This window comes from Streptomyces apricus, from assembly GCF_008369065.1.
Taxonomy (GTDB): Bacteria; Actinomycetota; Actinomycetes; order Streptomycetales; family Streptomycetaceae; genus Streptomyces; species Streptomyces apricus.
Window position 1 is genome coordinate 384,684 of record NZ_VDFC01000047.1, and the last position, 26,102, is coordinate 410,785.

Annotated in this window: 22 protein-coding genes; 3 read left to right on the forward strand and 19 right to left on the reverse strand. The window is 69.6% G+C overall.

The window, feature by feature from the left end:
• Nucleotides 1-196: 196 nt before the first annotated feature.
• From FGF04_RS28155 to FGF04_RS28180, 6 genes are all read right to left on the reverse strand, one after another.
• Nucleotides 197-1,897 carry a beta-N-acetylhexosaminidase gene (locus FGF04_RS28155; RefSeq protein WP_149514413.1) on the reverse strand — a complete coding sequence of 567 codons (1,701 nt, stop codon included), beginning with the start codon at nt 1,895-1,897 and terminating at the stop codon, nt 197-199.
• Between the two features lie 20 nt (nt 1,898-1,917).
• Nucleotides 1,918-2,754: a carbohydrate ABC transporter permease gene (locus FGF04_RS28160; protein ID WP_188114283.1), complete on the reverse strand. Its 837-nt coding sequence runs from the start codon at nt 2,752-2,754 to the stop codon at nt 1,918-1,920.
• 5 nt (nt 2,755-2,759) lie between these two features.
• Entirely contained in the window at nt 2,760-3,746 is a 987-nt protein-coding gene (locus FGF04_RS28165; RefSeq protein ID WP_408055685.1) for a carbohydrate ABC transporter permease, read from the reverse strand.
• A gap of 86 nt (nt 3,747-3,832) precedes the next feature.
• Nucleotides 3,833-5,119: an extracellular solute-binding protein gene (locus tag FGF04_RS28170; RefSeq protein ID WP_188114284.1), complete on the reverse strand. Its 1,287-nt coding sequence runs from the start codon at nt 5,117-5,119 to the stop codon at nt 3,833-3,835.
• Between the two features lie 350 nt (nt 5,120-5,469).
• Nucleotides 5,470-5,769, reverse strand: coding sequence for a DUF3039 domain-containing protein (locus FGF04_RS28175; protein ID WP_149514137.1), 300 nt, complete (start codon nt 5,767-5,769; stop codon nt 5,470-5,472).
• Between the two features lie 29 nt (nt 5,770-5,798).
• Entirely contained in the window at nt 5,799-6,371 is a 573-nt protein-coding gene (locus FGF04_RS28180; RefSeq protein ID WP_149514138.1) for a YqgE/AlgH family protein, read from the reverse strand.
• 268 nt (nt 6,372-6,639) lie between these two features.
• Here FGF04_RS28180 and murA point away from each other — a divergent pair, with 268 nt between their 5' ends.
• A complete protein-coding gene (gene murA / locus FGF04_RS28185; RefSeq protein WP_149514139.1) occupies nt 6,640-7,986 on the forward strand; it encodes a UDP-N-acetylglucosamine 1-carboxyvinyltransferase in 1,347 nt (448 codons plus the stop codon).
• Nucleotides 7,987-8,120: 134 nt separating this feature from the next.
• Here the strand turns inward: murA and FGF04_RS28190 are convergent, their stop codons facing one another.
• The 9 genes from FGF04_RS28190 to FGF04_RS28235 form a co-directional block, all read right to left on the reverse strand.
• Entirely contained in the window at nt 8,121-8,402 is a 282-nt protein-coding gene (locus FGF04_RS28190) for an HU family DNA-binding protein (protein ID WP_007382399.1), read from the reverse strand.
• 576 nt (nt 8,403-8,978) lie between these two features.
• The gene (locus FGF04_RS28195; protein WP_149514140.1) at nt 8,979-10,394 is read right to left on the reverse strand and encodes an NAD-dependent malic enzyme; all 1,416 of its coding nucleotides are present in this window, start codon (nt 10,392-10,394) and stop codon (nt 8,979-8,981) included.
• Between the two features lie 448 nt (nt 10,395-10,842).
• Complete coding sequence (locus tag FGF04_RS28200) at nt 10,843-13,380, reverse strand: HelD family protein (RefSeq protein WP_149514141.1); 2,538 nt, start codon at nt 13,378-13,380, stop codon at nt 10,843-10,845.
• An 83-nt stretch (nt 13,381-13,463) separates the two neighbouring features.
• A complete protein-coding gene (locus FGF04_RS28205) occupies nt 13,464-14,240 on the reverse strand; it encodes a zf-HC2 domain-containing protein (RefSeq protein WP_149514142.1) in 777 nt (258 codons plus the stop codon).
• 38 nt (nt 14,241-14,278) lie between these two features.
• Entirely contained in the window at nt 14,279-14,800 is a 522-nt protein-coding gene (locus FGF04_RS28210; RefSeq protein WP_010039908.1) for a sigma-70 family RNA polymerase sigma factor, read from the reverse strand.
• 217 nt (nt 14,801-15,017) lie between these two features.
• A complete protein-coding gene (locus FGF04_RS28215) occupies nt 15,018-15,611 on the reverse strand; it encodes a CGNR zinc finger domain-containing protein (RefSeq protein WP_149514143.1) in 594 nt (197 codons plus the stop codon).
• Nucleotides 15,612-15,762: 151 nt separating this feature from the next.
• Nucleotides 15,763-17,001, reverse strand: coding sequence for a uroporphyrinogen-III synthase (locus tag FGF04_RS28220; protein WP_149514144.1), 1,239 nt, complete (start codon nt 16,999-17,001; stop codon nt 15,763-15,765).
• A gap of 165 nt (nt 17,002-17,166) precedes the next feature.
• Complete coding sequence (locus FGF04_RS28225) at nt 17,167-18,549, reverse strand: nitrate/nitrite transporter (RefSeq protein WP_149514145.1); 1,383 nt, start codon at nt 18,547-18,549, stop codon at nt 17,167-17,169.
• 155 nt (nt 18,550-18,704) lie between these two features.
• Nucleotides 18,705-19,163 carry an ATP-binding protein gene (locus FGF04_RS28235; RefSeq protein ID WP_149514146.1) on the reverse strand — a complete coding sequence of 153 codons (459 nt, stop codon included), beginning with the start codon at nt 19,161-19,163 and terminating at the stop codon, nt 18,705-18,707.
• A 155-nt stretch (nt 19,164-19,318) separates the two neighbouring features.
• Between FGF04_RS28235 and FGF04_RS28240 the strand changes: the two genes are divergently transcribed.
• Together FGF04_RS28240 and FGF04_RS28245 are read left to right on the forward strand one after the other, a co-directional pair.
• Nucleotides 19,319-20,173, forward strand: coding sequence for a helix-turn-helix domain-containing protein (locus tag FGF04_RS28240; RefSeq protein WP_149514147.1), 855 nt, complete (start codon nt 19,319-19,321; stop codon nt 20,171-20,173).
• Between the two features lie 12 nt (nt 20,174-20,185).
• Nucleotides 20,186-20,380, forward strand: coding sequence for a DUF397 domain-containing protein (locus tag FGF04_RS28245; protein ID WP_149514148.1), 195 nt, complete (start codon nt 20,186-20,188; stop codon nt 20,378-20,380).
• A gap of 16 nt (nt 20,381-20,396) precedes the next feature.
• Here FGF04_RS28245 and FGF04_RS28250 read toward each other — a convergent pair whose 3' ends face one another.
• The 4 genes from FGF04_RS28250 to FGF04_RS28265 all read right to left on the reverse strand — a co-directional run bounded on the left by FGF04_RS28250 (nt 20,397) and on the right by FGF04_RS28265 (nt 26,072).
• Nucleotides 20,397-20,690 carry a hypothetical protein gene (locus FGF04_RS28250; RefSeq protein ID WP_149514149.1) on the reverse strand — a complete coding sequence of 98 codons (294 nt, stop codon included), beginning with the start codon at nt 20,688-20,690 and terminating at the stop codon, nt 20,397-20,399.
• A gap of 30 nt (nt 20,691-20,720) precedes the next feature.
• Complete coding sequence (locus FGF04_RS28255; RefSeq protein ID WP_149514150.1) at nt 20,721-21,002, reverse strand: contact-dependent growth inhibition system immunity protein; 282 nt, start codon at nt 21,000-21,002, stop codon at nt 20,721-20,723.
• Between the two features lie 144 nt (nt 21,003-21,146).
• A complete protein-coding gene (locus FGF04_RS28260; protein WP_188114265.1) occupies nt 21,147-21,503 on the reverse strand; it encodes an Imm50 family immunity protein in 357 nt (118 codons plus the stop codon).
• A 48-nt stretch (nt 21,504-21,551) separates the two neighbouring features.
• Nucleotides 21,552-26,072 (reverse strand): HNH/endonuclease VII fold putative polymorphic toxin, encoded by a 4,521-nt coding sequence (locus FGF04_RS28265; RefSeq protein ID WP_149514152.1) that lies wholly within the window; start codon nt 26,070-26,072, stop codon nt 21,552-21,554.
• Between the last annotated feature and the right edge of the window lie 30 nt (nt 26,073-26,102).

Consider the following 26,102-nt stretch of genomic DNA (forward strand, 5'->3'; position numbering starts at 1 on the left):
CCCACCTGTGTTGCCGTACGGTACGTGCTGACAGGGCGGACGTGGCAACTCTGGCACATCTTCCCGGTTCCCCGACGCGGGGGTCCGCTAGGAGGCATTCCTACCCGCCACCAGCGGATGGTCCGCTTTCGCACCACATCGCCGGTAGATGCGAATTGACGGTTCCGACCGCTTCCGGAGGGGCCTGAGAGCGGTCTCACACGGCCGGGGGCGGCCCGTCGACCGGGCGGCCCGGCACCCCGGGGCGCCGTTGCCAGGGCAACGGTCCCGCGGATGGCCGGTAGGCGACCCCCAGGGCGTCAAGTCGCGGGTAGTGCGCGGCCATCCGCCGCTCGAAGCCGGCGAAGTCGCGCTCCGCGGGCGCCGGCAGCGCGCTCCAGGCGACCTCCGCGAAGGCCGCGAGGCGCGGGAAGGCCTGGTAGTCCAGGCGGCCCCGGTCCTCCATCACCTCGGTCCACAGGTTGGCCTGGGTGCCGAGCACGTGCCGCGCCTGAGCGGGGGTCAGCTCCGGCGGTACGGGCTCGAAGCGGTAGACGTCCTCCAGGGTGCGCACGAAGCCGATGGGCACGGGTTCGTCCGGCCCCGCGTCCTGGCGGTGGTCCAGGTAGACCTGCTGCTCGGGGCACATGACCACGTCGTGGCCCGCCCGCGCGGCCGCGATGCCGCCGCGGTAGCCGCGCCAGGAGGAGACGGCGGCGCCCGGGGCGAGCCCGCCCTCCAGGATCTCGTCCCAGCCGATCAGCCGCCGCCCGCGCGCGGTCAGCCAGGTGTCGAAGTGGCGGATGAACCAGGACTGCAGTTCGTCCTCGTCCGCGAGGCCCAGTTCCGCGATCCGCGCCTGTGCGGCGGGGGACGCCTTCCACTGGTCCTTGGGGCACTCGTCGCCGCCGACGTGGACGAACTCCGAGGGGAACAGGGCGAGGAGTTCCTCGAAGACGCCCTCGTAGAACCGGAGGGTGTTGTCAGTGGGGGCGAGTACGTTTTCCGAGACGCCCCAGGAGTCCCAGACGGAGAGGGAGAGCGTGTCCACGACATCGGTGTTGCCCAGTTCCGGATATGCGGCGACGGCCGCCTGCGAGTGCCCCGGGATGTCGATTTCGGGGACGACCGCGATATGCCGCTCGGCGGCGTACGCGACGATCTCGCGGATGTCGTCCTGGGTGTAGAAGCCCCCGTGCGGCTTCTCCTCCCAGTGCGGTGAGGCGCGGTGGCCGAATTTCGTGCGCGCCCGCCATGATCCGGTCTCCGTGAGCTTCGGATACCGCTTGATCTCGATGCGCCAGCCCTGGTCGTCCGTGAGGTGGAAGTGGAAGACGTTCAGTTTGTGCGCGGCCATCAGGTCGAGATGGCGCAGGACGCCGTCCTTGGGGGTGAAGTGCCGTGCGACGTCGAGCATGCAGCCGCGCCAGCCGAACCGCGGGGCGTCCTCGACGGTCCCCTCCGGGACGACATGGACGGCGCCGGGCCGGACGGGAGCCCTGCGGAAGGCGTCGGGGCCGATGAGCTGGCGCAGTGTCTGGGCCCCCCAGAACACCCCGGCGCCGTCGCCGCCGCGGATCTCGATGCCGCGCCCGGAGTCGGCGTCGAGGACGTACGCCTCCGGCGGGAGGGCCTCGTCGACCCGCAGCCGCACGACGCCCGGGGTGTTCCGCTCACCGGCCGCGGGCGCGGTGGCGGCTTCGCCGGCGGGCGGCAGGGAGATGCCCAGGGCGGCGCCGAGGGTCAGGCGCAGCCAGCGTTCGGTGGTGCCCGTGCCGGGGCCGGCCCACAGGGTGGTGCGCGCGTCGAGCGGGACACCCGGGCGCCCGGACCCCCGCACCGAGCGGGGCGCCGGGATCACCCCGGACGGGTGCGGTGCGTCCGGCCGGGGGCGCCCGGCCGCCGGTTCGTGGGGCATGGCGTCGCTCACGTGGGTCCTCAGTCCTTCACCGCGCCGCCCAGTCCGGAGACCAGGCGCCGCTGTACGAGTACGAAGAAGATCAGCACCGGAATCGTCATCACGGTGGAACCGGCCATCACGCCGCCCCAGTCCGGGTCGTCGGGCTTGTAGAAGACCAGGAGGGCCATCGGCAGGGTGGACTGCGAGGTGTCGCTGATGATGAACGACTTGGCGAACAGGAAGTCGTTCCAGGCGGAGATGAAGGAGAACACGCTGGTGGCGACGAGCCCGGGAAGGACCAGCGGGAAGAGGATCTGCCACAGGAACCGCGTCCTGCTCGCCCCGTCGATGTAAGCAGCCTCCTCCAGGGCCGGTGGAACGGCCTTCACGAAACCCCGCAGCATCCAGATCGCGAAAGGCAGCGAGAAGGCGATGTGCGGCAGGATCAGGGCGCCCAGGGTGTTCAGCTGGCCGAAGTCCCGCATCTGGAAGAAGAGGGGGATCGTCAGCGCCTCGACCGGCACCATCTGCGCGATCAGGAACATGATCAGCAGGGTGGTCCGGAAACGGAAGCGGAATCGCGTCACGGCGGTCGCCGCGAGAAACGCGATGAGCGCCGAGACGGCGACCACGGTGATCGCCACGACGAGACTGTTGAGGAAGTAACGGCCGAATTCCTGCTGCCCGAAGACGCGCCGGAAGGAATCGAGGGACGGGGAGAGCGTCCAGGGCCGCGGCCGGGTCGACTCGATCTCCCCGGCGGGTTTGAAGGCGCTCAGCACCATCCAGTAGAGGGGGAATGCGACGACCGCCGCGATCAGGAGCGCGGAGGCCTCCGCGGCCAGCCGCCAGGGCCGCCGGACGGAACGGAGCACGAAACTCACAGCTCTTCCCCCTGCTTTCTCAGCAGCCTCAGATAGACGAGCGTGACCGCCAGCAGGATCAGCAGCATCACCACTCCGATCGCCGACCCGAGGCTGTACTGGGAGGACGCGAAGGCCTTTTGATACGCGTACACGTTCAGGACGAGGTTCTGGCCGGCGATGCCTCCGCCGTTCGTCATGACGTAGATCTGCGTGAAGACCTTGAAGTCCCAGATGACCGACTGGATGGTGACGACCACCAGGATCGGGCGGAGCATCGGGGCCAGCACCGAGCGCCAGACGCGCCACTGGGAGGCGCCGTCGAGGGAGGCCGCCTCCAGCACCTCGGAGGGCACGGCGCGGATCCCGGCGTACACCGTGACCATCACGAACGGGAAGGAGCACCACACCACTTCGAGCAGCACGAGCGCGAAGGCGCTGAAGCGGTCGTACGTCCAGGAGTGGTCGCCGAGCCCCAGGACCCGGTTGACCGGGCCGAAGTCGGGGTCGAAGAGCAGCAGCCACACCGTCGAACCGGTGACCGCGGGGGTCGCCCAGGCGCCGAGGGCGGCAAGCATAAGGGCCAGCCGCGGCACGGCGCGGACACGTGTCAGGAGGACGGCGAGCGCGCAGCCGACCGCGAGGGTCGACACGACACACGCCGCCGCGAACACCACCGTGGCCAGCAGCACCTGCCAGAACTGCTCGTCGCGGAAGAGCGTCGCGTAGTTCCCGAAGCCCTGGAAGGTGGTCGGCTCCCCGCCGCTGACCTGGGCCTGGGTGTACTCCAGGAAGGAGATCAGGCCGAGCTGGTAGACGGGGTAGACGAGCAGTCCGCCGATGACGACGAGGGCGGGGGCGAGATAGAGCCAGGGCGTCCAGCCGCCGCGGGCGAGCGGGGACGTGCGCCCGGGCTTGCCACGGCCCGTCCGGGGCCCCCACGGGCCCCCGGACGGCGCGTTCTTCGCGGGCTCGGCCCCGGTGCCCGGGCGGGGCCCCGCCATGAGCGAGGGGGCCGGGCCGGGTGCGCCCGCCCCGGGGGCCGCCGTCCCCGGGGCGGAACCGGGCAGCGAACGGTTCGTCATCCGGCTCATCCGGCGGAGCTGAACGCGGCGTTCATCTTCTTGGCCGCGTCCTCGGAGGCGGCGGCCACGTCTTTGCGTCCGCTGACGATCTCCTGGAACATCGTCGGCAGCACCAGGGACGCGTCGATCTGGGACCAGGCCGGCGAAGCCGGGACGAACTTGGCGCCGGCGCCGAGGGTCTTCACGAAGGGCTCGACGAACGGTTCGCGCTTCGCGACGTCCTGGCGCACGTCCGTGAACGTCGGCAGGAAGCCCATCGCGTCGAAGAGCGCGCTTTGCGTCTTCTTGGACGCGAGCTGCTCCATCAGGTCCACGGCGAGCGTGCGGTGCGAGGTGCTGTTGAGCACGCCCAGGTTGTTGCCGCCCGCGAACGCGGGGGCGATGTCACCGGACTCGACCCCCGGCAGCGGCACGACCGCGTACTTGCCCTTGGCCTTCCCCGCCTCGATCGCGGCGTGGCTGAAGTCGCCGCCGATGGCCATGGCGGCCTTGCCGGAGGCGAACGCCGTGACGGTGTCGTTGCCGCCCATGCCCGCGCACTTGTCGGCGGGACAGTTGTCGTCGCCGAAGAGCGAGGTGTACGCCTTGATGCCCTTGCGGGCCTGCGGGCTGTCGATCGTGGCGGCGTACGAGCCGCCCTTGCCCTCGGCGATCTCGCCGCCGTTGGCCCAGATGAACGGCATGGCGCCGTAGGTGTACGCGCCGCCGACCGCGAGGCCGTACAGGTCGGGCTTCGCCTGCCGGATCTCCTTGGCGGTGCTGATCAGCTCATCCTGGGTCTTCGGCACGTCCAGGCCGAGGTCCTCGAAGACGTCGGTGCGGTAGTAGAGGGCGCGGACGCCGACGAAGTACGGGGCGCCGTAGATCTTCCCGTCGACGGTGACGGACTGCTTGGCGGTCGGGTCGGTGTCCTTGGACTCGCTCCAGTCCGTGAACTCCTCGGTGACGTCCGCGAGTCCGCCGTCCTTGACGTAGCCGGCGGTGTCCGTGTTGCCGTACTCGATGAGGTCGGGGGCGCTCTTGGGGTCGTTGAAGGCGGCCTTGATCTTCTCGGCGCGGGTCTCGACGGGGATGTACTGGACGTCGACCTTCACACCGTCGTGCGCCTTCTCGAAGGCGGTGACGACGCTGTCGACGACCTTCTCCTTCGGCGTGTTGGTGACCTCCTGGAAGAGCCACACGCGCAGGGTGCCGCTCTTCTCGTCCTTGCCGCCGGAGTTGTCGGAGGACTCCGGGGCGCAGGCGGTCGCCGTGAGTCCGGCGACGAGGAGCGCGGCGATCGGGGCGGCCATTCGGGCGGGGAAATGGGCGAGCTTCACGAGCGTCCTCCATAGGAGCGCGTTGCAGCACGTGCAATGGTGGTTCCGCGCTGCACAACACACGGGAGGCTATGGAGTACATGAACATGCCCACAAGAGGTCTCAACCACTCTGTGACCGGCTGAAGCACTCCGCGCAACGGCGGGCCGGGACAAACACCCCGGATGCACCGAGACCGCACACGCCACCGGCCCCGCAGCCGACACAGGCCCCGCACCCGGCACCGGGGGCGGACACGACTCGGCCGCGGCACCCCGCGTCAGGGGGCGCCGCGGCCGTACCGCGTCCTGCTCCGTCCGGGCGGGGCCGCCGGGAAGGCGCTGCTACTTGTCGCCGCCCTTGCCCTTGCCGTCGTCGCCGCCCGCGCCCATGGACTCGTAGATCTCCTTGCACATGGGACACACGGGGTACTTCTTCGGGTCCCGGCCCGGGACCCACACCTTGCCGCAGAGCGCCACGACGGGGGTGCCGTCGAGCGCACTCGCCATGATCTTGTCCTTCTGGACGTAGTGGGCGAAGCGCTCGTGGTCCCCGTCGCCGTGCGACGTCTGCGGCGTCGGCTCCACGAGGGTTCCCGTCCCAGTGCCTCGCTGGGGCTGGGTCTCAGGCTCAAGAGTGCTCATAGACGCAAGAGTACTGAAGGTGGGAGGCATCAGTTCAGCGAAGGGTCGTCCGGATAGGTGGCCACCATCGCCAGCTCGCTGCGCTGGCGCCGCAGCACCTCGCGCCACAGCCGCTCGGGAGAGGGCGAGGAGACGTCACCGGGCTCCGACTCGACGACGTACCAGGCGCCGTCGCCCAGCTCGTCCTCCAGCTGGCCCGGCCCCCAGCCGGCGTACCCGGCGAAGATCCTGAGCGAGCCGAGCGCCGAGGCGAGCAGCTCCGGCGGGGCCTCCAGGTCCACCAGCCCGATCGCGCCGTGCACCCGGCGCCAGCCCAGCGGCGCGCGCTCCCCGGAGGAGCCGCCCGGGATGACGGCCACCCCGAGCGCCGAGTCCAGCGAGACGGGGCCGCCCTGGAACACGACCCCCGGCTCCACCGCCAGTTCCGCCCAGCCGGCGAGGATGTCGCCCACGTCCACCGGTGTGGGGCGGTTGAGGACGACGCCCAGGGAGCCCTCCTCGTCGTGGTCGAGGAGCAGCACCACCGCGCGGTCGAAATTGGGGTCCGCCAGGGCGGGTGTGGCCACGAGCAGCCGCCCTGTGAGCGAGGACACCTCGGTCATGCGTGACATGATCCCGCATCTTCCCCCCACAGGGGGAGGCAATACCCGTACCGGGGGTATCGCAGCTCAGGGCGTACGGGTGCAGGTGGAGCGCACGGCCGGGGACGGTGACCCCGTGTGCCCGATTAGGCACGGTTCGTGTTGTGGCAAAGCTATGACCTCCCTGAGGCCCCCTCGGGCTTACTGCACAGGGGTGGGCGGCCATTACGCTTGCGTCTTCGGGCCTGCCCGACCCAGCCCTGCCCAACCCAACCGGAACGCGAGATACATGACCGTCAACGGCTCAGACGACGTACTCCTTGTCCACGGCGGAACCCCGCTGGAGGGCGAGATCCGGGTCCGCGGTGCGAAGAACCTCGTACCGAAGGCCATGGTCGCCGCGCTGCTCGGCAGTGCTCCGAGCCGGCTGCGCAACGTCCCGGACATCCGCGACGTGCGGGTCGTACGCGGCCTGCTGCAGCTGCACGGGGTGACGGTCCGTCCGGGCGAGGAGCCGGGCGAGCTCATCATGGACCCGTCGCACGTGGAGAGCGCCAACGTCGCGGACATCGACGCGCACGCGGGTTCGTCGCGCATCCCGATCCTGCTGTGCGGCCCGCTCCTGCACCGCCTCGGGCACGCGTTCATCCCGGGTCTGGGCGGCTGCGACATCGGCGGCCGGCCGATCGACTTCCACTTCGAGGTGCTGCGGCAGTTCGGCGCGACGATCGAGAAGCGCGCGGACGGGCAGTACCTGGAGGCGCCGCAGCGGCTGCGCGGCACGAAGATCGCGCTGCCGTACCCGTCCGTCGGCGCGACCGAGCAGGTGCTCCTGACGGCCGTCCTCGCGGAGGGCGTCACGGAGCTCTCGAACGCGGCCGTCGAGCCGGAGATCGAGGACCTGATCTGCGTCCTGCAGAAAATGGGCGCGATCATCGCGATGGACACCGACCGCACCATCCGCGTCACGGGCGTCGACAAGCTCGGCGGCTACACCCACGCGGCCCTGCCGGACCGCCTGGAGGCCGCCTCGTGGGCGTCCGCGGCGCTGGCGACCGAAGGCAACATCTACGTCCGCGGCGCCCAGCAGCGCTCGATGATGACGTTCCTGAACACCTACCGCAAGGTGGGCGGCGCCTTCGAGATCGACGACGAGGGCATCCGCTTCTGGCACCCCGGCAGCCAGCTGAAGTCGATCGCGCTGGAGACGGACGTCCACCCGGGCTTCCAGACGGACTGGCAGCAGCCCCTGGTCGTCGCGCTCACGCAGGCCACCGGCCTGTCCATCGTCCACGAGACGGTGTACGAGTCCCGCCTCGGCTTCACGTCGGCGCTGAACCAGATGGGCGCGCACATCCAGCTGTACCGCGAGTGCCTGGGCGGCTCGCGCTGCCGCTTCGGCCAGCGCAACTTCCTGCACTCCGCGGTCGTCTCCGGGCCGACGAAGCTCCAGGGCGCCGACCTGGTCATCCCCGACCTGCGCGGCGGCTTCTCGTACCTCATCGCGGCGCTGGCGGCCCAGGGCACGTCCCGGGTCCACGGCATCGACCTGATCAACCGCGGCTACGAGAACTTCATGGAGAAGCTCGTGGAGCTGGGCGCGAAGGTCGAGCTGCCGGGCAAGGCGCTCGGCTAGCGGCGCCGCCGTACGCGCGTACCGCACGTACGGGCGCGTACCGGCACGTACGCGATGGGGCGGTCACCCGGATCGGGTGACCGCCCCATTGGCGTTGCTGCGCCTCGTACGCCCGCGGGGCGTACGGAGAAGGCTTACTTGCCCTTGGCGGCTTCCTTGAGCTTGCTGCCCGCGGAGACCTTCACGCTGTAGCCGGCCGGGATCTGGATCGGGTCGCCGGTCTGCGGGTTGCGCGCGGTGCGAGCGGCACGGTGGGTGCGCTCGAAGGTCAGGAAGCCGGGGATGGTGACCTTCTCGTCACCCTTGGCGACGATCTCGCCGACGGTCTCGGCGAAGGCGGCCAGAACGGCGTCGGCGTCCTTGCGGGTCACCTCGGCACGGTCGGCCAGCGCGGCCACCAGCTCACTGCGGTTCATGTTGTTACTCCCGTGTTCTTCTTGCCGTTGAGGCGTGCCACGCGGCGGAGCCGCATCTCGGGCACGTCGAAGCCGATGCTGCCAGGGTCCTCAGCGGTCCCCGGACCCGGGTCCGTGGCCGGACCCTCGCGCCCGAAGACGCATCCTGCCCCCACCTGCGGCGGGAAAGCCAATCCGATACCCCTGAGAGTCACACGAAAAGCGCCACGGCCTCGAAATGGTGACGCTCCGTTCGCTCCCGGCAGCGGACCGCACGGCCGGCGAAGGCCTGGTGGGCCCGCGTGGACTGACGCATGGCCGCCACCCTAGAGGCGGCCCGAGGCCCCACGTCCGGCGACGCGCCGGTACGGAGGCCGGGTGGCAACCGTCACAGTTGCCACCCATTGGACCGCTTTCCCCACCGGGCCGTCCTTACGCAGGGCGAGCGGGGTCGCCTTCAGGGGCGCGGGGAACTGCGCGACAAGCCCCCACCGGCCCGCGGCCGAGGACGACCAGCCCGTCCGGCGCCTGAGGACGAGCGCGCAAGCGCGACGCAGGAGCCCGGGGGCGGCAGCCCCCGCCGGGGCGGGGCGGCGTTCAGACCGTCACGCCCGCCGCCTTCGCGGCGTCGCGCACCGCCCCCGCCACCGCCCCCGCGACCTTGTCGTTGAAGACGCTGGGGATGATGTAGTTCGGGTTGAGCTCGTCCTCGGTCACCACGTCCGCCAGCGCCGTTGCGGCCGCAAGCATCATGTCCGTGTTGACCGTGCGGGACTGGGCGTCCAGCAGACCGCGGAAGACACCCGGGAAGACCAGCACGTTGTTGATCTGGTTCGGGAAGTCCGAGCGGCCGGTGGCCACCACGGCCGCGGTCTGCCGGGCGATGCCCGGGTCGACCTCGGGGTCGGGGTTCGCGAGCGCGAAGACGATCGCGTCGTCGGCCATCGCGGCCACGTCGTCGCCGTCCAGCACGTTCGGGGCCGAGACGCCGATGAACACGTCCGCGCCGCGCACCGCCTCCTTGAGCGTGCCGGTGACGCCCTCGGGGTTAGTGTTGTCGGCGATCCACCGCAGCGGCGAGTCGGCCTCGGCCTTCACCAGGTCCTCGCGGCCCGCGTGCACGACACCCTGGATGTCGGCCACCACCGCGTGCTTGACGCCGGCGGCGATCAGCAGCTTCAGGATGGCCGTGCCGGCCGCCCCCGCGCCCGACATGACGACGCGGATGTCACCGATCGCCTTGCCGGTCACCCGCAGCGCGTTCTTCAGCGCCGCGAGCACCACGATCGCCGTGCCGTGCTGGTCGTCGTGGAAGACGGGGATGTCCAGGGCCTCGCGCAGCCGCGCCTCGATCTCGAAGCAGCGCGGGGCGGAGATGTCCTCCAGGTTGATGCCGGCGAAGCCCGGCGCGATCGCCTTGACGATCTCGACGATCGCGTCGGTGTCCTGCGTGTCCAGGCACAGCGGCCAGGCGTCGATGCCCGCGAACCGCTTGAAGAGGGCGGCCTTGCCCTCCATGACCGGCAGCGCGGCCTTGGGGCCGATGTTGCCCAGGCCCAGCACGGCCGAGCCGTCGGTGACGACCGCCACCGAGTTGCGCTTGATGGTCAGGCGGCGGGCGTCCTCGGGGTTCTCGGCGATCGCCATGCACACCCGGGCCACACCGGGCGTGTAGATCATCGAGAGGTCGTCACGGTTGCGGATGGGGTGCTTGGACGCCATCTCGATCTTGCCGCCGAGGTGCATCAGGAACGTACGGTCGGAGACCTTGCCGAGCGTGACGTCCTCGATGCCGCGCAGCTGCTCGACGATCTCCTCGGAGTGCTTCGTGGACGACGCCGCGATGGTGACGTCGATCCGGAGCTTCTCGTGGCCGGAGGCCGTGACGTCGAGGCCGGTCACCGAGCCTCCGCTGGACTCCACGGCGGTGGTGATCTGGGAGACCGCGGTTCCGCTCGCGGGCACCTCCAACCGGACCGTGATCGAGTAGGAGACGCTGGGCGCCGTTGCCATGGCCGACTTCCTCTGCTTTCACCGAAGTACTGCACGTACTGCACGTACTGCTGGTTCGCGGGTTTGCCGTCCGATCGTCGCACCTACCGCGGAGTACGTGGTAGCCGCCCCCGATTGCGAACCTTTTGTTCACGGGGGACGGCAAAAGAGGCCCACGCCACCGGGGTGGCGTGGGCCTCTTCGCGCACCGCGCGTGCGGTGCGAAGCAGGTGACACCGACCCGCCATGCTCGCCTCGCGGCAAGTGGTCGCTCGTAGCGACGAAGGTTGGGCCCGGGGGCTTGGATCGGGCCGGTGTCACATCCAAGGTAACAAACGATCCCCGTAAGGCAATTCCCGCACCGTACGTTCACAGGAAAGCTTCACGAGGACGGCCCCCCGGTTCACCCGCGGGTTCCTTTCGGTGGTCCGCCCGCGGGTCTCCCCCGGTGGACCACCCGCGGGCCCCCTCAGTCCCGCAGCAGGTCCGGCACTCCGTCCGCGTCCGGTTCGTCCCGGGCCGCCGAGACGATGGTGAGCTGCTGGGTCGCCCGGGTCAGCGCCACGTACAGCACGCGCAGCCCGGCCGGTGACTCGTCGGCGATCTCGGCGGGCGAGACGACCACCGTGGCGTCGTACTCCAGGCCCTTGGCCTCCAGGCTGCCCAGCGCCACCACGCGGTCCCCGAGCCCGGCGAGCCACCGCGCGGCCTCGGCCCGGCGGTTCATGGCGACGACGACGCCGACCGTGCCGTCCACCTGGTCGAGCAGCCGGGCGGCCTCCTCCCGCACGGTCCTCGCCAGCGCGTCCCGGTCGCGGTCCCGGTCCCGGGCAGCGGCGCCCTGTCCGGTCGCCCGGTCCCCCGCCTGCCCGCCGCCCGCCGCGGTCACGAAGCGCGGGCGCACGCCCGTGGAGCGGACCGCGGACGGGGACTCGGAGCCGGGCATGGCGAGGGCCAGCACCTTGGCGGCGAGTTCGGCGATCTCGGCCGGGTTGCGGTAGTTCACGGTGAGCGTGAAGCGGCGGCGCGGCCGGCTGCCGAGCGCCTCGTCACGGGCCTCGGCGGCCTCGTCCGGGTCGGACCAGGACGACTGGGCGGGGTCGCCGACCACCGTCCAGGTGGCGTGCCGGCCGCGGCGGCCGATCATGCGCCACTGCATGGGCGTGAGGTCCTGCGCCTCGTCGACGATGACGTGCGCGTACTCCGTGCGCTCCTGGGCCAGCCGCTCGGCCCGCTCGCGCTGCGTCTCCTCGCGCTGGGGCATGAGCTCTTCGAGGCCCGTCAGCTGGTCGAGCGGGTCGAGGTCGCGCTTCCTGCGGGGGCGGGCCGGGGTGCCGACGATCGCCTCCAGCTCGTCCAGCATGGCCACGTCGTGCACGGAGAGCCCGTCCCGCTTGAGGGAGCGGGCCACCCGGCGCACCTCGCCGGGGGTGAGGATGCGCCGCGCCCAGCGGCCGAGCCGCCGCTCGTCGGACATGGCGGCCAGCACGGCGCGCGGGGTCAGCTCGGGCCACCAGGCGTCGAGGAACGCGATGAAGGCGTCCTCGGAGCTGACGTCCTCGTCGAACGACGAGCGCAGTTCGGCGGCCAGCTCGGGGTCCGTGTGCCGGCTGCCGGCGCCGGAGCGCGACCAGAGGGCGTCGAGCAGCAGCTTGCGGGCGCGCGGGCGCAGCAGGTTGACCGGTGCGGTCCCGGAGAGCGCGTTGTTGCGGATGCGGTCCAGCTCCGGGGCCTCCAGCTCCAGCCGGCGCCCGAAGGCGACGACGCGCAGCCGGGTGGGCGGGGCCGCCGGGGCCCGCGTGCCGGCGCCGCCCGGCCCGTCCTCCCCGGCACCGTCGACGCCTGCGCCGTCGACACCGGCATCGACCTCCTCGCCGAACGCGAGCTGCCCGGAGACGGCCTGCCCGGACGCGGCGGAACCGGCCCGGTCGGCCCCGGGACGCCCGGCCGGCCCGCCCGTCCCCTCCAGCGCCCCCCGCGCCGCCTTCCGCAGCACCTTCAGCATCCGGTAGGAGCCCTTGGCCCGGGCCACCGCCGGCGCGTCGTACTGCGTGGCCTCGGCGCCGTCGACCAGGGAGCCGACCGCGCGGATGGCGACCTGTCCCTCCTCGCCGAGGGAGGGCAGGACGCCCTCGGTGTACGCGACCAGCAGCGGCGTGGGCGAGACGATGAGGATGCCGCCCGCGTACCTCCTGCGGTCCTGGTAGAGCAGGTAGGCGGCCCGGTGCAGGGCGACGGCCGTCTTGCCGGTGCCGGGGCCGCCCTCCACGTAGGTCACGGACGCGGCGGGCGCCCGGATGACCTGGTCCTGCTCGGCCTGGATGGACGCGACGATGTCCCGCATGGTGTGGCTGCGGGCCTGGCCCAGCGCGGCCATGAGCGCGCCGTCGCCGATCACCGCCAGCTCGGTCCCGTCCAGCGTGGCCTTGAGCTCCGGGCGCATCAGGTCGTCCTCGACCCCGAGGACCTTGCGGCCCTTGGAGCGGATGACCCGGCGGCGTACGACCCGGCCGGGGTCGACCGGCGTGGAGCGGTAGAACGGCGCGGCCGCCGGGGCCCGCCAGTCGATGACCAGCGGCGCGTACTCGGCGTCCAGGACGCCGATGCGGCCGATGTGGAGCGTCTCCGCGATGTCGGCGGTGTTGTCGGCCCTGACGGCGCCCTCGGCGGGCTCGACGGCGGTGTACGCGCCGTCCGGGCCCTTCTTGCCGTCCTTGCCGGGGAGGAGGTCGATGCGTCCGAAGAGGAAGTCCTCGAACTCGTTGTTCAGGCGGTTGAGGTGGATCCCCGCCCGGAACACCTGCGCGTCACGCTCCGCGAGTGCCCCGGGTGTACCGACCTGGCCGCGCTGGGCGGCGTCGTTCATCAGGAACTCCGCCTCGTGGATCTTCTCCTCAAGACGCTGGTACACCCGGTCCAGGTGTTCCTGTTCGACGCCGATCTCACGGTCGCGCACGGAGTCGCCTACCGGATCGAGCGCCGTTTCCTGCTGAACCTGAGCGGCCACCGGGCCCCCTTCTGACGTGCATGGCAGCCGTCAACCGTACGCGAAGGGAAGCCCGGCGGGCTACGTTTCCGCTCCCGATCCGCCTACACGTCGACCTCGGCCAGCTTGTCGCCGTCGAAGGTGACGACCTCGAAGTGGTCGATGTCGGCCGTTTTCATGGCGACGGCGCCCTGCAGGTAGAGCGGGTTCCTGGCCAGCTCGGTGGCGGCGCCCTCGATGCCGTAGCCCCACTTCGGGACGGTCCAGGTGGTCGCCGTCTCCCGCTCGCCGTCCTTGCCGACGGCGATGAGCGAGCACTTCTGCGGGCCCTTGACGTTCTTCAGCTCCATGGCGAGCCCGGTCCCGTACGGCTTGCTGTCCATGCCGACCGCGAGGCTGACCTGGGTGCTCGCGTCCGTGGCCTGGACCTTGTCCTTGGCCGCCGTGTCGGAGAACACCTGCTTGGCGGGGCTGACCGTCTGCTCGGGCGCCGCCTGCTGCGTCGTGTCGCCGCCCGTGACGGCGATCGCGGTGACGGGGCCGCCGATGATCAGTGCCGCCGCTGCCGCGACCAGGTAGAAGCCGCGCCGGCGCTTCTTGGCGCGCCGCTCGGACACCTCGTCGACCAGCCGGTCCGCGAGCTGCGGGCTCGGGCGGACGGCCAGGGTCTCGCCGATGGCCGGTGTGCCGCGGGTGCCCGGCAGGTCCGCGAGGGCGGCGAGCATGGGCTCCATGCCGGCGAGCTCGTCGAGCTGCTGCGCGCACCACTCGCAGGTCGCGAGGTGCTCCTCGAAAGCGGTTGCCTCGGCGTCGTCGAGGATGCCCAGCGCATAGGCACCCACCGTCTCGTGCAGATCGCCCTGCCCTTGCGAACTTTGCATGGAACCAGGACTACCCGTTCCGTATCCCCCGTATGTGCTCATGCCGTCACCCCCCGCTCCTCAAGTGCGAGCTTCATCGAACGCAGGGCATAGAACACCCGTGAGCGCACCGTGCCGCTGGGTATTCCCAGGGTTTCGGCCGCTTCGTTCACGGTACGCCCCTTGAAGTACGTCTCGACCAGTACCTCCCGGTGGGCGGGGGTCAGGTCGTCGAGCGCGTCAGAGAGTGTCATCAGCCACAACGCCTTGTCGATCTCGTCCTCCGCGGGAATGACCTCCAACGGCGACGGGTCCACCTCCTGCGGCCGGGCCTGCCGGCTGCGGTGCCCGTCGATGACGATCCGTCGGGCGACCGTCACCAGCCAGGGGCGCACCGAACCGGTCGCCCGATTGAGCTGACCGGCGTTCTTCCAGGCGCGGATGAGCGTCTCCTGGACGACATCCTCCGCGCGCTGGCGGTCCCCGGCGACCAGCCGCAGCACATAGGCGAGCAAAGGGCCGGCGTGTTCGCGGTACAGCGCACGCATCAGCTCCTCGTCAGGTTCCGAGGGCTGGGACATGCGATGTCGGGCCCTCGGCGATCGTTCATCGGCCACGGCGGAATCCTTGCGCACGCCTACCTCCGGTGTCCGGGGGATCCCCCAGTCGGTCGCTCATCTCCGGATACGGGTGCGGGCGTTGCGCTGTTCAAAGTGAATGGAATTCTTTGTGGGAGACACGAGGATTCGTTCTCCTCATGTGCTCCACAAGTCGTTCACGGGGGGTCCACGGCAGATACTAAGCCCGTGCGAGGGCTGCTCTGCGCCGGTGCCTGGCCACCCGCTCGCGGTTTCCGCACACCTCACTGGAGCACCACCTGCGACGACGCCCCCTGGACGTATCCAGGTACACGATCGGGCAGTTGTCTCCCTCACACTGGCGGATGCCCGCCCGGGCCGCCGGGTCCGTCAGCAGTTCCACGGTGTCCCGGGCGACCGCCGCGAGGAGTGCGGCGCAGGTCGGCGGGGCGCACAGCACGCGCACGAGCGAGCCGGCGGGGTCCCACACCGCCGACGGTACGGGCGGTGCGGTGCGGGCGAGTTCGTTGACCCGGGCCAGCGCCGCCGCGAAGGACCCCGACTCCCGGGACGGCTCGCCGCGCACCAACTGGCCTATCTGGCCGCGCAGTTCGCAGAAGGCCACGACCCAGGAGGAGTCGGCCGAGGCGAGGGGCGTGTCCGCCGGGACGAGGCCGGATCCGGTGATCCAGGCCCGCAGCGGGTCGGCCGAACCGATCCGTTCCTCGGGGTGCGTGGTCGCCAGGAGATCGAGACAGATCCGCCCGGAGTCGAACCGCAGCTCGTACGGGGCCGTGGCCGTGCCCAGTGCCATGTGCCTGTCACCGCCTTGGGGTTGCCGCCAGGAGGGGTCGGTGAGGGAGCGGGAAGCGGGCGCCGGCCCGTACCCCCTACAGTGCCTTCCCCGGTGCGCGGCGGGAAGCCCCGCGGGACGGGGTAGCCGCACGGGGCGGGCGGCCGCCCTGTCAGGCGTCGGCGTACTTGGCGTCGGCGGCCGGGTCGAGTGCCAGCCGGTAGCCGCGCTTGACCACGGTCTGGATGAGCTTGGGCGTGCCCAGCGCCGTACGCAGCCGGGTCATCGCGGTCTCCACGGCGTGCTCGTCCCGGCCCGCGCCGGGCAGCGCCCGCAGCAGCTCGGCCCGGGCCACCACCCAGCCCGGCCGCCGGGACAGCGCGCGCAGCAGCGACATGCCGGCGGGCGGCACGGGCCGCAGCTCGTCGTCCACCAGCACCGCATGCCCGCGGATCTCGACCCGGTGCCCGGCGATCGGCAGCGTCCTCGCCCGGGACGGCAGTTCCTTGCACAGCACCTGGACGAGGGGGCCGAGCCGGAAGCGTTCCGGCTGGACCGTGTCGATCCCCCTGGCCTGCAGCGGCAGCGCGGTGACGGGGCCGACGCAGGCGGGCAGCACGTCGTGGCCGAGGGCGGTGAGCAGTTCGGGCAGCAGCCCGCGCTCCTCGGCGCGGCCCAGCAGCGAGGCGGCGGCCGGGGCGCTGGTGAAGGTCAGCGCGTCCAGGCCGCGGGTGACGGCGGCGTCGAGCAGCCGGTCCAGCGGCCCGATGTCCTCCGGCGGCATCCACCGGTACACGGGGACGCCGACGACCTCCGCGCCGGCCGCCCGCAGCGACTCGACGAAGCCGGGCAGCGGCTCGCCGTGCAGCTGGACCGCGATCCGGCGCCCTTCGACACCTTCGTCCAGCAGCCGGTCGAGCACCTCGGCCATGGATTCGGAGGACGGCGACCATTCCTCGGTCAGCCCTTGTGCCCGTACGGCACCTTTGACCTTGGGTCCTCGGGCGAGGAGTTCGACCCCGCGCAGCACGTCGAGCAGGTGCTCCCCCAGCCCCCATCCGTCGGCGGCCTCGACCCAGCCGCGGAATCCGATGGCGGTGGTCGCGACCACGATGTCCGGGGCCTGGTCGATGAGCTGCTTGGTGGCCGCCAGCAGTTCGCTGTCGTCGGCGAGCGGCACGATGCGCAGGGCGGGGGCGTGCAGGACCGCGGCCCCGCGGCGCTGGAGCAGGGCGCCGAGCTCGTCGGCGCGCCGGGCGGCGGTCACCCCGACGGTGAACCCGGCGAGCGGCCCGTGCTCCTGTGGACCGTGCCCCTGCCGGTCGTGACGACCCGGCTGATCCGGCTGATCCGCTTGTTGCGGCTGATCCGGCTGATCCGGTTGTTGCGGTTCCTCGTGGCTGAATGGCATGGATGGCATGGATGGCTCTCGTCCCGCTGGAGTGGTGTTCGTCCGCGTCACCCGCTGGGTTGGGGCGTCCCGCCTGCCCGTCTCACGACGGACGACCGAGCCTGTCAATCATGCGTGACAGGCTCGGTTCCGCTCGATGTCACCCGTGTTACGTCGCGCGCCGGGTCACACCTCGGCGTAGCTGAGCTGGGTCTTCGTCCCCGACGCGACGGCGGCGTGGCGGTCGGCGGTCAGCGGGCGGCGAAGGTATACGGCCCAGGTGACCGCGAAGCAGACCGCGTAGAAGGCGAGGAAGGCGACGAAGGCCCCGGTGCCGGATCCGGCGCTGAGGAACGACTGCCGGAAGGCCAGGTTGATGCCGAGCCCGCCAAGGGCGCCCACCGCGCCGATGAGCCCCATGGAGGCCCCGGACAGCCGCCGCCCGTACGAGGCGGCCTCCTCGCCGGTCAGCCCGAGGGCGGTGGCCTTGGCCTGGAAGATGCCGGGGATCATCTTGTACGTGGAGCCGTTGCCGAGCCCGGTCAGCACGAACAGCACAATGAAGGCGCAGGTGAACAGGGCCAGCGACTCCTCCATGGAGGCGACCACGATGACGGCGGTCGCGGCGCCCATGCCGACGAAGTTCCACAGGGTGATGCGGGCACCGCCGTACAGGTCGGCGAGCCGGCCGCCGACGGGCCGGATCAGCGAACCGAGCAGCGGCCCGATGAAGGTGACGTACGCCGACTCCAGCGGCGTACGCCCGAACTGCGTCTGGAGGACGAGCCCGAACGCGAAGCTGTAGCCGATGAACGACCCGAAGGTCCCGATGTAGAGGAGGGACATGACCCAGGTGTGGGGGTCCCTGACGGCCTCCTTGGCGGCCCCGGTGTCGTTCTTCACGGCCGCGATGTTGTCCATGTAACGGGCGCCCAGGACGGTGGCGAGGACGATGAGCGGGATGTAGATGCCGAGCAGCACCCGCGGTCCGCCGTTCGCCCCGATGATGGCGAGCGCGACGAGCTGCACGACGGGGACGCCGATGTTGCCGCCGCCGGCGTTGAGTCCGAGCGCCCACCCTTTCTTCCGCAGCGGGAAGAAGGAGTTGATGTTGGTCATGGAGGAAGCGAAGTTCCCGCCGCCGACCCCGGCGAGCATGGCACAGACGAGGAAGGTCCCGAAGGACGTGCCCGGCTCCATCACCACGAAGGCGGCGATCGTCGGGACGAGCAGCATGCCGGCCGCGATGATGGTCCAGTTCCGGCCGCCGAACCGGGCGACCGCGAAGGTGTACGGCACGCGCACGACGGCGCCGACCAGCGTGGCCATCGAGATGATGAAGAACTTGTCGGCGGGGGTGAGCCCGTACTCGGGCCCCATGAAGAGCACCATGACCGACCAGAGGGTCCAGATGGAGAACCCGATGTGCTCGGACAGGACGGAGAAGAGCAGGTTCCGCCGGGCGACCTTCTCCCCCGTCTCCTTCCAGAACGCCTCGTCCTCGGGGTCCCACCGCTCGATCCAGCGGCCTCCCTTGCGCGGTGCGGTGCTGCTGCTCGGGGCTGTCATCTCACGCCTCCACGATCTCTCCGGGTGGTGGTTCCGAAGGTAGGGACGACGCGTTTCCGCGCTGTGGCTGTGGGTGACCACGGGGGAACGTTGCTCTCACCCTCGGCCGGGAGGCGCCGTGAGGGTCTGCGGCGGGACCGCCCTCTCCACCTGCTCTAGCCCTGGCCCTGGACCTCGAACCACAGCAGCTTCCCGGCGTCGGCACGTCCGGGCAGGCCGTCCCGTCGGCCGAACGACCAGCCGCCCCAGGTGCTCGCGCACTCCCGTACGAGCAGCAGCCCGCGCCCTCCTTCGGCATCGACCGGGACGAGCGGGACCCGTGCACCGGGGGGCTCACCGAAGGGCGCGGGAACGTGCGGGCTGCTGTCCCACACGCCGACGCGCAGCCGCCCGTCCCCGAGGGCGGTCAACCGCAGTGAGGCGGGCCCTTTCGTGTGCCGGTACGCGTTGGTGACCAACTCGGACGCCAGCAGCTCGACGGTGTCGAGGGCGTGAGCCATTCCGTGCCCACTGAGGGCGGCCCGCACGGTCATACGTGCGACGCGTGCGGCGCGGGGGTCATGGGGCAGCCGAAGGGCGTACGTCCAGGTGTCGAGCGGGGCTACGGTGACCATGGGTGCCTCCGGGAGGGAGAAAAGAGGGGAGTTGAGCGACGCGAGACTCACCGTAAGGGAGATGGATGTAAAGTTTTACATCCATCGAGAGAAAGAATTGATAGTTCCTTCTTGTGGGTGACCAGAGGGGGCGCGTCATGACGAGAGAGGCTTCAGTGCCACCCAGTACCGTCCCCACCCTGCGCCAGCAGCGCCTGGGTACCGAACTGCGCAAACTCCGGGAGTACGCGGGACTGACGTCCGGTGCCGCCGCGGAACTGCTCGGCCTCAAGCAGGCGCAGATCAGCAACATCGAGGCAGGCCGGTACGCCGTCAGCGCCGACCGTGTCCGCGCCTTCGCCAGCAGCTACAGCTGCACCGACCACGCCTTCGTCGATGCGCTGGCCGCGATGACCGGTGGACGGCAGCGTGGGTGGTGGGACGAGTACCGGGAGCACCTACCGGCCACGCTGATCGACCTCGCCGAACTTGAGCACCACGCCGTCGGTCTGCGCGTGGCGCTCATCATCCACGTCCCGGCCTTGCTGCAGACGACGGATCACGCACGAGCTCTGTTCCAACAAGTGGCGCCGCCCATGCGGCAGTACGAGGTCGAGCACCGCCTCACGCATCGCATGAAGCGGCAGGGCATCCTGCACAGGGAGAACCCTCCCCCGTACGCGGCGATCATCCACGAGGCCGCACTCCGCATGGGCTTCGGCGGCCCGGCCGTAACTCGCGCTCAGCTCCGGCATCTCATCGACATGAGCGAACTGACCCATGTCTCGATCAGGGTGATCCGTTTCGGCGCCGATCATTTTCCGAGCACGGGTCAGTCCTTCGACTACCTCGAAGGCGCGGTCCAGCAACTCGACACCGTCCAGCTGGACACACACCACGGCGGCTGCGGCTTCCTCGACGCGGAGGCACAGTTGAGCAAGTACCGTTCCGTGCTGGACCGCATGGACTCCTGCGCGCTCGCCCCCGCGGAGTCACGCGATTTCATCCACCACCTCGTCCAGGACATCTGAGAGGGACCGACCATGCCCGCCCTTAACTGGCAGAAGTCCACGTACAGCGGCGACAGTTCGAACTGCGTCTACGTGGCGGCCACTCCGACAGGCCAGATCCACCTGCGCGAGAGCGACACCCCGGACACCATCCTCATAACGACCCGCCCGCGCCTGCACGCCCTGATACGCACCCTGAAGGCGCACCCGTCTCCGCGGGCCACTTGAACGCCAGGCGGTGGGTTCAGGCGTTCGCCCGCTTGCCGAGGGCCATCCCGCCGGAAACGGTCCGGCCCGCCGGCTTCTCCGAGCGGACGGCCTGCAGGCGGACGAGCCACACGGACGCCACGGACAGCAGGCCGGTGAAGACCACTGTGAGGGACACGGACACCCACATCTGCCGGCTCCCCGGATACCGCCATCCCACCCAGGCGGCCAGCGCAGCCCATAGCAGGGCACCCGCCGCGTAGAAAGCCCGGACCCGGCGCAGCTGCCGTACGGCCCGCAGAAGCCTGGAGTGCTCGCTCTTCGACGCCATGGCACGCGTGTACCCCCGGCATCTCCTTTCTCACCGGGCACGGGCACGGCGTTTCGCGGGCAACAACTCGTCGTCGCACCAACCGCCCGTGGCCTGTTTCGATGCGGTGTCTTTGAGGATCTTCACGGCCAGAGAGAGCAACCAGGGCAAGCCGACGTCCTGGCCGATCAAACGTGCCAGCTCGTCCGGGGCCAGCGTCCCGACTGGGCGGCGACGCAGTTCGTGCACGTTCTTGACCATGGCGGTCGTGTCCTCGGGAGGCTCCGGCCAGCGTCGGCCTTCAAGTTGCTCAAGCGAGCGATCACGCTCCACGGGCTGCACCATCACCAAGCCCTCTCGTCAAATCCGGCACTACTTCTGCATGGACGGTATCGGCGATCGCCCGGATACTGGCCCCACTTGATGAAGCGACAACTTGGATCGCCCCCTCCACTGAACGAACTGCCGAATCGAATTTCAGGGACCATCCATGTAAGCATTCATCTTTTCAACGTATACATTATCCGCGACCGCTCGGATGCGGGTTTCCCTCGAAGAGATGACAACTTCAACCATCCCGTCCTTCGAAATATCGATGTCACCTACTGGCTGCACGGAGAAACCATCGATCTCCACACTGCGCAAACCCCCGAAGTGCAACTGGACTTGCACCGTGTTAAATCCCTGCAATTGCCACTTACGTGGAGCTTGTGCCGGATATTCCTGCAGGTCAAACCGTACGCGAAGCGAAGGACCTTCCCTGCTCAGGACGACTTCGTGAATATTCACTCCCTCCAGTCGCGGAGGCGAGCCGCGATAGATGGAATCAATCACCTGAGGGTTGTCCAATAGGGCCGTCCAAGACATATTTCCTCGCTGGATCTAGTACTCGTAGTGCTGTGCGGTTCCGGGAACCTTGCCTGTGCGCGGGTTGTCGCCCGGACGCACGTTGTAGTGCCGACCCTGGTTTCCGACACCACCCTCCCTGAAGTCGTGGCCAGCAGAATGATCCTGGATAATTACCTGGCTTCCGTCTTCCCTCGTATAGACGTATTCGCGGGTCATCACCGGTTTGCCGCTCTCATCCATGATCTGGCGCCCCGTGCGGTCTGTCATCGGAACCTTACGCAGTTCGTCCGGTTGCTGGGTCATAGGAAGGCCCAGGTCGCGCTTTGCCATCCTGAAGGCCGCGTTCCGGCTAGGCGCCGTCTTGTGTGACGGCATGTCCGTGCAGGATTTGGGCGCCAGCCCCAGAGGGTCCGTCCACCTATGCGGATTGTCTACGTAGGTGAACGGGTTCGGGTCGGGCTCAAGTCCCAATGGATCTGAGCTGAGATAGCGAGCCGTCTCGGGGTCGTAATGCCGGAAGTAGTTGTAATGCAAGCCGGTTTCGGCGTCGTAGTACTGGCCCGGAAAACGCAGGGGCGTGTACGTCGTGCTGTTGGAGGCCCAGGCCGTCGCACCCCAGAGGGTGGCCCGAGCGCGCCAGGCGAGGGCACCCGACTCGTCGATGAGTTCGGTGGGTGTGCCGATGAGATCGGTGACGATGGCGAAGAAACGGGAGTCCACATCGCGCTGAGGCGCGTCGGCGACGGTGATGCGTTCGGTTTGCGATATCGGGCGCAAGCCGTCGTGGTCCCACGTCACGGTCACGGGATCAGGCAGCTCCGGAGCCACCGTCGTCTGCTCGCACAGAACGCTGTCGTCCCAGGTGAATTCGATCCGCTCGACGACTGTCTCACCGTCGGGTGCGAGACGTTGTTTGTCTGTGCGGCGCCCCAGAGGGTCGTAGTGGTAGCGCCAGCAGGTGCCGTCGGGCGTCACTACCGCGGTGAGCTGGTCCTCGGCGTTCCACTCGTAGCGCCAGGTGTCCGGTTTGCGCGACAGACGAGTCTTCTGCCGAAGCGTGACCCGGCCGAGTGCGTCGTGCTCGTACCTGGTGTTGCCTGCTCGCTCGATGCGGGTGCCGCTGTAGCGGCGATCGCCGACAGATTCCTGGCCGGGGTGCGAGGCCGGCCAGACAGCGGCGGACTGGTTGCCGGCCTCGTCGTAGGCGTAACGCTCACTCCAGTCACGGGCGTGGACGGCTGTGACACGCCCCGCAGCGTCCAGCTCGTAGCTCCGCGTGCCGTTCAGTTTGTCGTCGAGACCTACGAGGTTGCCGTCCTGACGGTAGCTGTAGGTCCGGCGCTGGACCTCTGGGGCGACGGCCGTCGAGATCGATTCGGTGGTGACGCGGCCCAACTCGTCGAAGACCGCGGACAGGGTGGCGAACTCTCCGATGTGACGCACGAGTTCGCGTCCCGCCGCGTCATGCGTGAAGGCGATGGAGCGGCCCGACGCGGTCAGTCGCGTCCAGTTGTCCGCCGCGTCGAACTCCCACGTGCTCACCGCGCCCGACGGGGTCGTACGGCGGGTGCGACGGCCCAGCTCATCGTAGGTATGGCGCATGGCCCGCCCGTTGACCGTCTCGGCAATCAGACGGCCCGCCCGGTCGTACTGCCGGGTCAGTGTGGCGTCCGGTCCGTCCACCTCCACCAACTGATCAGTCGCATCGTAGGCATAGGTGGTGACCCGGCCCTGGGCATCCTTGCGCACCACTCGTCCCAACACGTCACGCTGGTAGCGCACCGTCTGTTCGAGCACGTCGGTGCGAGCGGTGCACCGCCCTGCCGCATCGTATGTGTAGGTCAGTGTGCGACCGTCGAAGTCGGTCTCGGAGACGAGGTTGCCCGCCGCGTCGTACGTGTAGTTCCAGGTGTCACCGAGAGGGTTGGCAACAGCCGTGAGACGCAGGGACGAGTCGTAGCCGAACACGTGCCGAACACCGTCCGGGCCTGTGCGGGCCGCCAACAGGTCGAAGTGGGTGTACTCGTAACGGGAGACCCTGCCCATTCGGTCGGTGTGGCTCGTGCAATTGCCCTCACCGTCATAGGTCCAGGATTCGGCGGTCCCGTCCGGCGAGACACGGCGAGCGGGCAGCCCTTCGACGGTCCAGGAGAAGCGAGTGACATGCCCTAGGGGATCGGTGCGGGTGACAGGTCTCCCGAACGCATCACGTTCCCACGCTGTGACCGCGCCCAGGGGATTGGTGTTCTCCAGCGGCAGCCCCGCCGGGTCGCACCGAACGACCGTGACGTGACCGAGCGCGTCGGTGATCGTGGAAAGGTGGCCGCGCTCGGTGTACGCGTAGCGGGTGGTGACCCCGGCCGGGTCCGTGACGGCGGTGCAGTTGCCGACTTCGTCGAATCGTTGTGTCCACAGGGACCCGTCGGGCAGTTCCACGGACACGGGAAGATTCAGATCGTTGAAGCGGTACCGGACGACCGCACCATCGGGATAGACCACCTCCATGGCCTGGCCCAGGGCGTTGTTCACGCGACGCGTGGTGTTCCCGAGTTCGTCGGACGTCGAGACGAGGTGGTGGTGGGCGTCATAGCTGGTACGGGTCGTGCCACCGAGCGGGTCGATCTCGGCGACCACCTGACAGTTGTCGTTGATGACGAAGCGGGACGCCGCCCCTTCCGGCGAGGTGACCGTGGTGACGCGGCACCCGGGCCATGCCTGGTCCGTACCGTCGTAGGCGAAGGTGTTGGTGACGTGGCCGGCCTCGCCGCCCTGGGCCACACAACGATCCCGGTCGTCGTACCTGTACGCGTAGGTGCTGTTGTTGGTGTCGTTCCATGACGTGACGCGAAGACGCTCGTCGTACGTGAACCGCAACGGCAAGCCTGACGAGTTGACGACCGAAGTGAGGTTGCCGTCCGTGTAGGCGTACTGCTTGATCGTGGTGTCCGAGCCGTCCTGCGCCGCGCCGGCTAGAACGAGGGCGGTCACCCGGCCCTCTTCCACGGTCAGGGTGAGGCGGTAGCCACCGGAATGCGTGATCGAACGAGGTACCCCGTCAGCGGAGTAGGCGAAGTCGATCGTGTTGCCCTTGCGATCGGACAACCGCTCCAGCAGGCACAACCGTTCCCGTGCCACCGAGAAGTACCGACTGTGCCCGGTGGTCGGATCGTCGATCCGGTAGCCGCCGGTGTCCAGGCGCACGAGCGGCCAACGAGGGCCGGCGTCGGGCAGCACCGGGATGAGAGGCGTCTTTGGATGCGGATAGGGCAGCAGCATCCCGTCCTCGGTGACGAAGACGATTCCGTCCTTGTCGACCTCAAGGCGCTGATCGACCGTGGAGGACCAGGTCGAGCCGAACCACCAGCCGGTGCGGTAGCCGGAAGCGACCCGACGGGTGAAGGACAGGGGCAGGACGCCAGGGAGCGTGACATCCGTGTCCGTCAGGAACATCTCTCCCGTGGCCGCGTCGACCGGGTCTCCGCACCCCTTGATCTTGCTCTTGAGCCGGTTGTACGCACCTTTCGCCCCGTCGGCGAGGGCTCCCCGGGCCGATTTACCCAGGCCCCGGACACCGGCGGCCATGCCCTTCATCCCGGCCTTGAGCCCGTTCAAGCTCTTGAGTCCCTTGGCGAGTCCGCCGAGGGTGGTCAGGCCCTTCATCCCGGGTATGCAGTCCAGCGCGGCAAAAGCCACATCCCAGAGAGATGCCTGCCCCTTCATGTATTTGTTCAGGGTGTCCGCGAGGACGACGAGAGCGGCAATGAGGACGATCGCGCCCAGGATGGGCCCGCCGATGATCAGCGCGATGATCCCCAGGACAGCGACGACGACCTTGCAGACGGCGACGATGGTGTCCCAGTTGTCGACGAACCAGTCCCCCACCTCCTCGTACCACTTGCGGTTCTGAATCCCGGCATCGGACGCTTCATCGAGCTTGCGCTTGGCCTCCCCGGCCGCCTCCTCGCGCATCTGACGGGCATCAGCGGCCATCTTCTTCGCGGCGTCCAGGGCGCTCTGCGCGGAGGTCACATCCGACTGGGCGGCGGTGTGCGCATCCTTCGCGCTCTGCGCGTCGCGGGTGGCGGCCCGGACCTTGGCCTCGTCGGGCTTGTCGACGTCCTTGCCACCGGTCGGGTCGTCCTTGTACTTGTCCGCCTCCTTATTGGCGCGGGTCACCCACGAATCGGCCGAGGACAGATCGGACTGCGCCTCACGCCCCTTGGCCAGCGCCTTGTCCGCGAGGGCCTGGGCGCGCTCCAGCTTGGGCCAGTACGCCGCCAGCGCATCACCGGCCAGGTCGTAGGACTTCTTCAGCTTCTTGAGATTCTTCGGCACCCCGGAGAACTCATCCCGAAACACCTCAGCCGTCTTACCGACCATCGTCAGGACGGCATCCTCACCCGCCATCCCCTGCACCAACCGCAACGCATCCTGCACATCATCAGCGAAATCGTGCAGGCTCTTGGCCAACGACTTCACCCGCACCGGATCCCCCGGCGTCGGATCCTTCTCCAGATCCAGCACATGCCAGTCCGTCGGCCGATACCCCGCCACGCCGCAACCCCCGTCACAACTGCCCCGCAC

Bases quoted from the DNA above. Each gene is read 5' to 3' on its own strand.
- FGF04_RS28155 (WP_149514413.1), bottom strand. From the start codon at position 1,897: ATGCCCCACGAACCGGCGGCCGGGCGCCCCCGGCCGGACGCACCGCAC.
- FGF04_RS28165 (WP_408055685.1), bottom strand. From the start codon at position 3,746: ATGGCGGGGCCCCGCCCGGGCACCGGGGCCGAGCCCGCGAAGAACGCG.
- FGF04_RS28170 (WP_188114284.1), bottom strand. From the start codon at position 5,119: ATGGCCGCCCCGATCGCCGCGCTCCTCGTCGCCGGACTCACGGCGACC.
- FGF04_RS28175 (WP_149514137.1), bottom strand. From the start codon at position 5,769: ATGAGCACTCTTGAGCCTGAGACCCAGCCCCAGCGAGGCACTGGGACG.
- FGF04_RS28180 (WP_149514138.1), bottom strand. From the start codon at position 6,371: ATGACCGAGGTGTCCTCGCTCACAGGGCGGCTGCTCGTGGCCACACCC.
- murA (WP_149514139.1), top strand. From the start codon at position 6,640: ATGACCGTCAACGGCTCAGACGACGTACTCCTTGTCCACGGCGGAACC.
- FGF04_RS28190 (WP_007382399.1), bottom strand. From the start codon at position 8,402: ATGAACCGCAGTGAGCTGGTGGCCGCGCTGGCCGACCGTGCCGAGGTG.
- FGF04_RS28195 (WP_149514140.1), bottom strand. From the start codon at position 10,394: ATGGCAACGGCGCCCAGCGTCTCCTACTCGATCACGGTCCGGTTGGAG.
- FGF04_RS28205 (WP_149514142.1), bottom strand. From the start codon at position 14,240: ATGCAAAGTTCGCAAGGGCAGGGCGATCTGCACGAGACGGTGGGTGCC.
- FGF04_RS28210 (WP_010039908.1), bottom strand. From the start codon at position 14,800: ATGTCCCAGCCCTCGGAACCTGACGAGGAGCTGATGCGTGCGCTGTAC.
- FGF04_RS28215 (WP_149514143.1), bottom strand. From the start codon at position 15,611: ATGGCACTGGGCACGGCCACGGCCCCGTACGAGCTGCGGTTCGACTCC.
- FGF04_RS28220 (WP_149514144.1), bottom strand. From the start codon at position 17,001: ATGCCATTCAGCCACGAGGAACCGCAACAACCGGATCAGCCGGATCAG.
- FGF04_RS28225 (WP_149514145.1), bottom strand. From the start codon at position 18,549: ATGACAGCCCCGAGCAGCAGCACCGCACCGCGCAAGGGAGGCCGCTGG.
- FGF04_RS28235 (WP_149514146.1), bottom strand. From the start codon at position 19,163: ATGGTCACCGTAGCCCCGCTCGACACCTGGACGTACGCCCTTCGGCTG.
- FGF04_RS28245 (WP_149514148.1), top strand. From the start codon at position 20,186: ATGCCCGCCCTTAACTGGCAGAAGTCCACGTACAGCGGCGACAGTTCG.
- FGF04_RS28250 (WP_149514149.1), bottom strand. From the start codon at position 20,690: ATGGCGTCGAAGAGCGAGCACTCCAGGCTTCTGCGGGCCGTACGGCAG.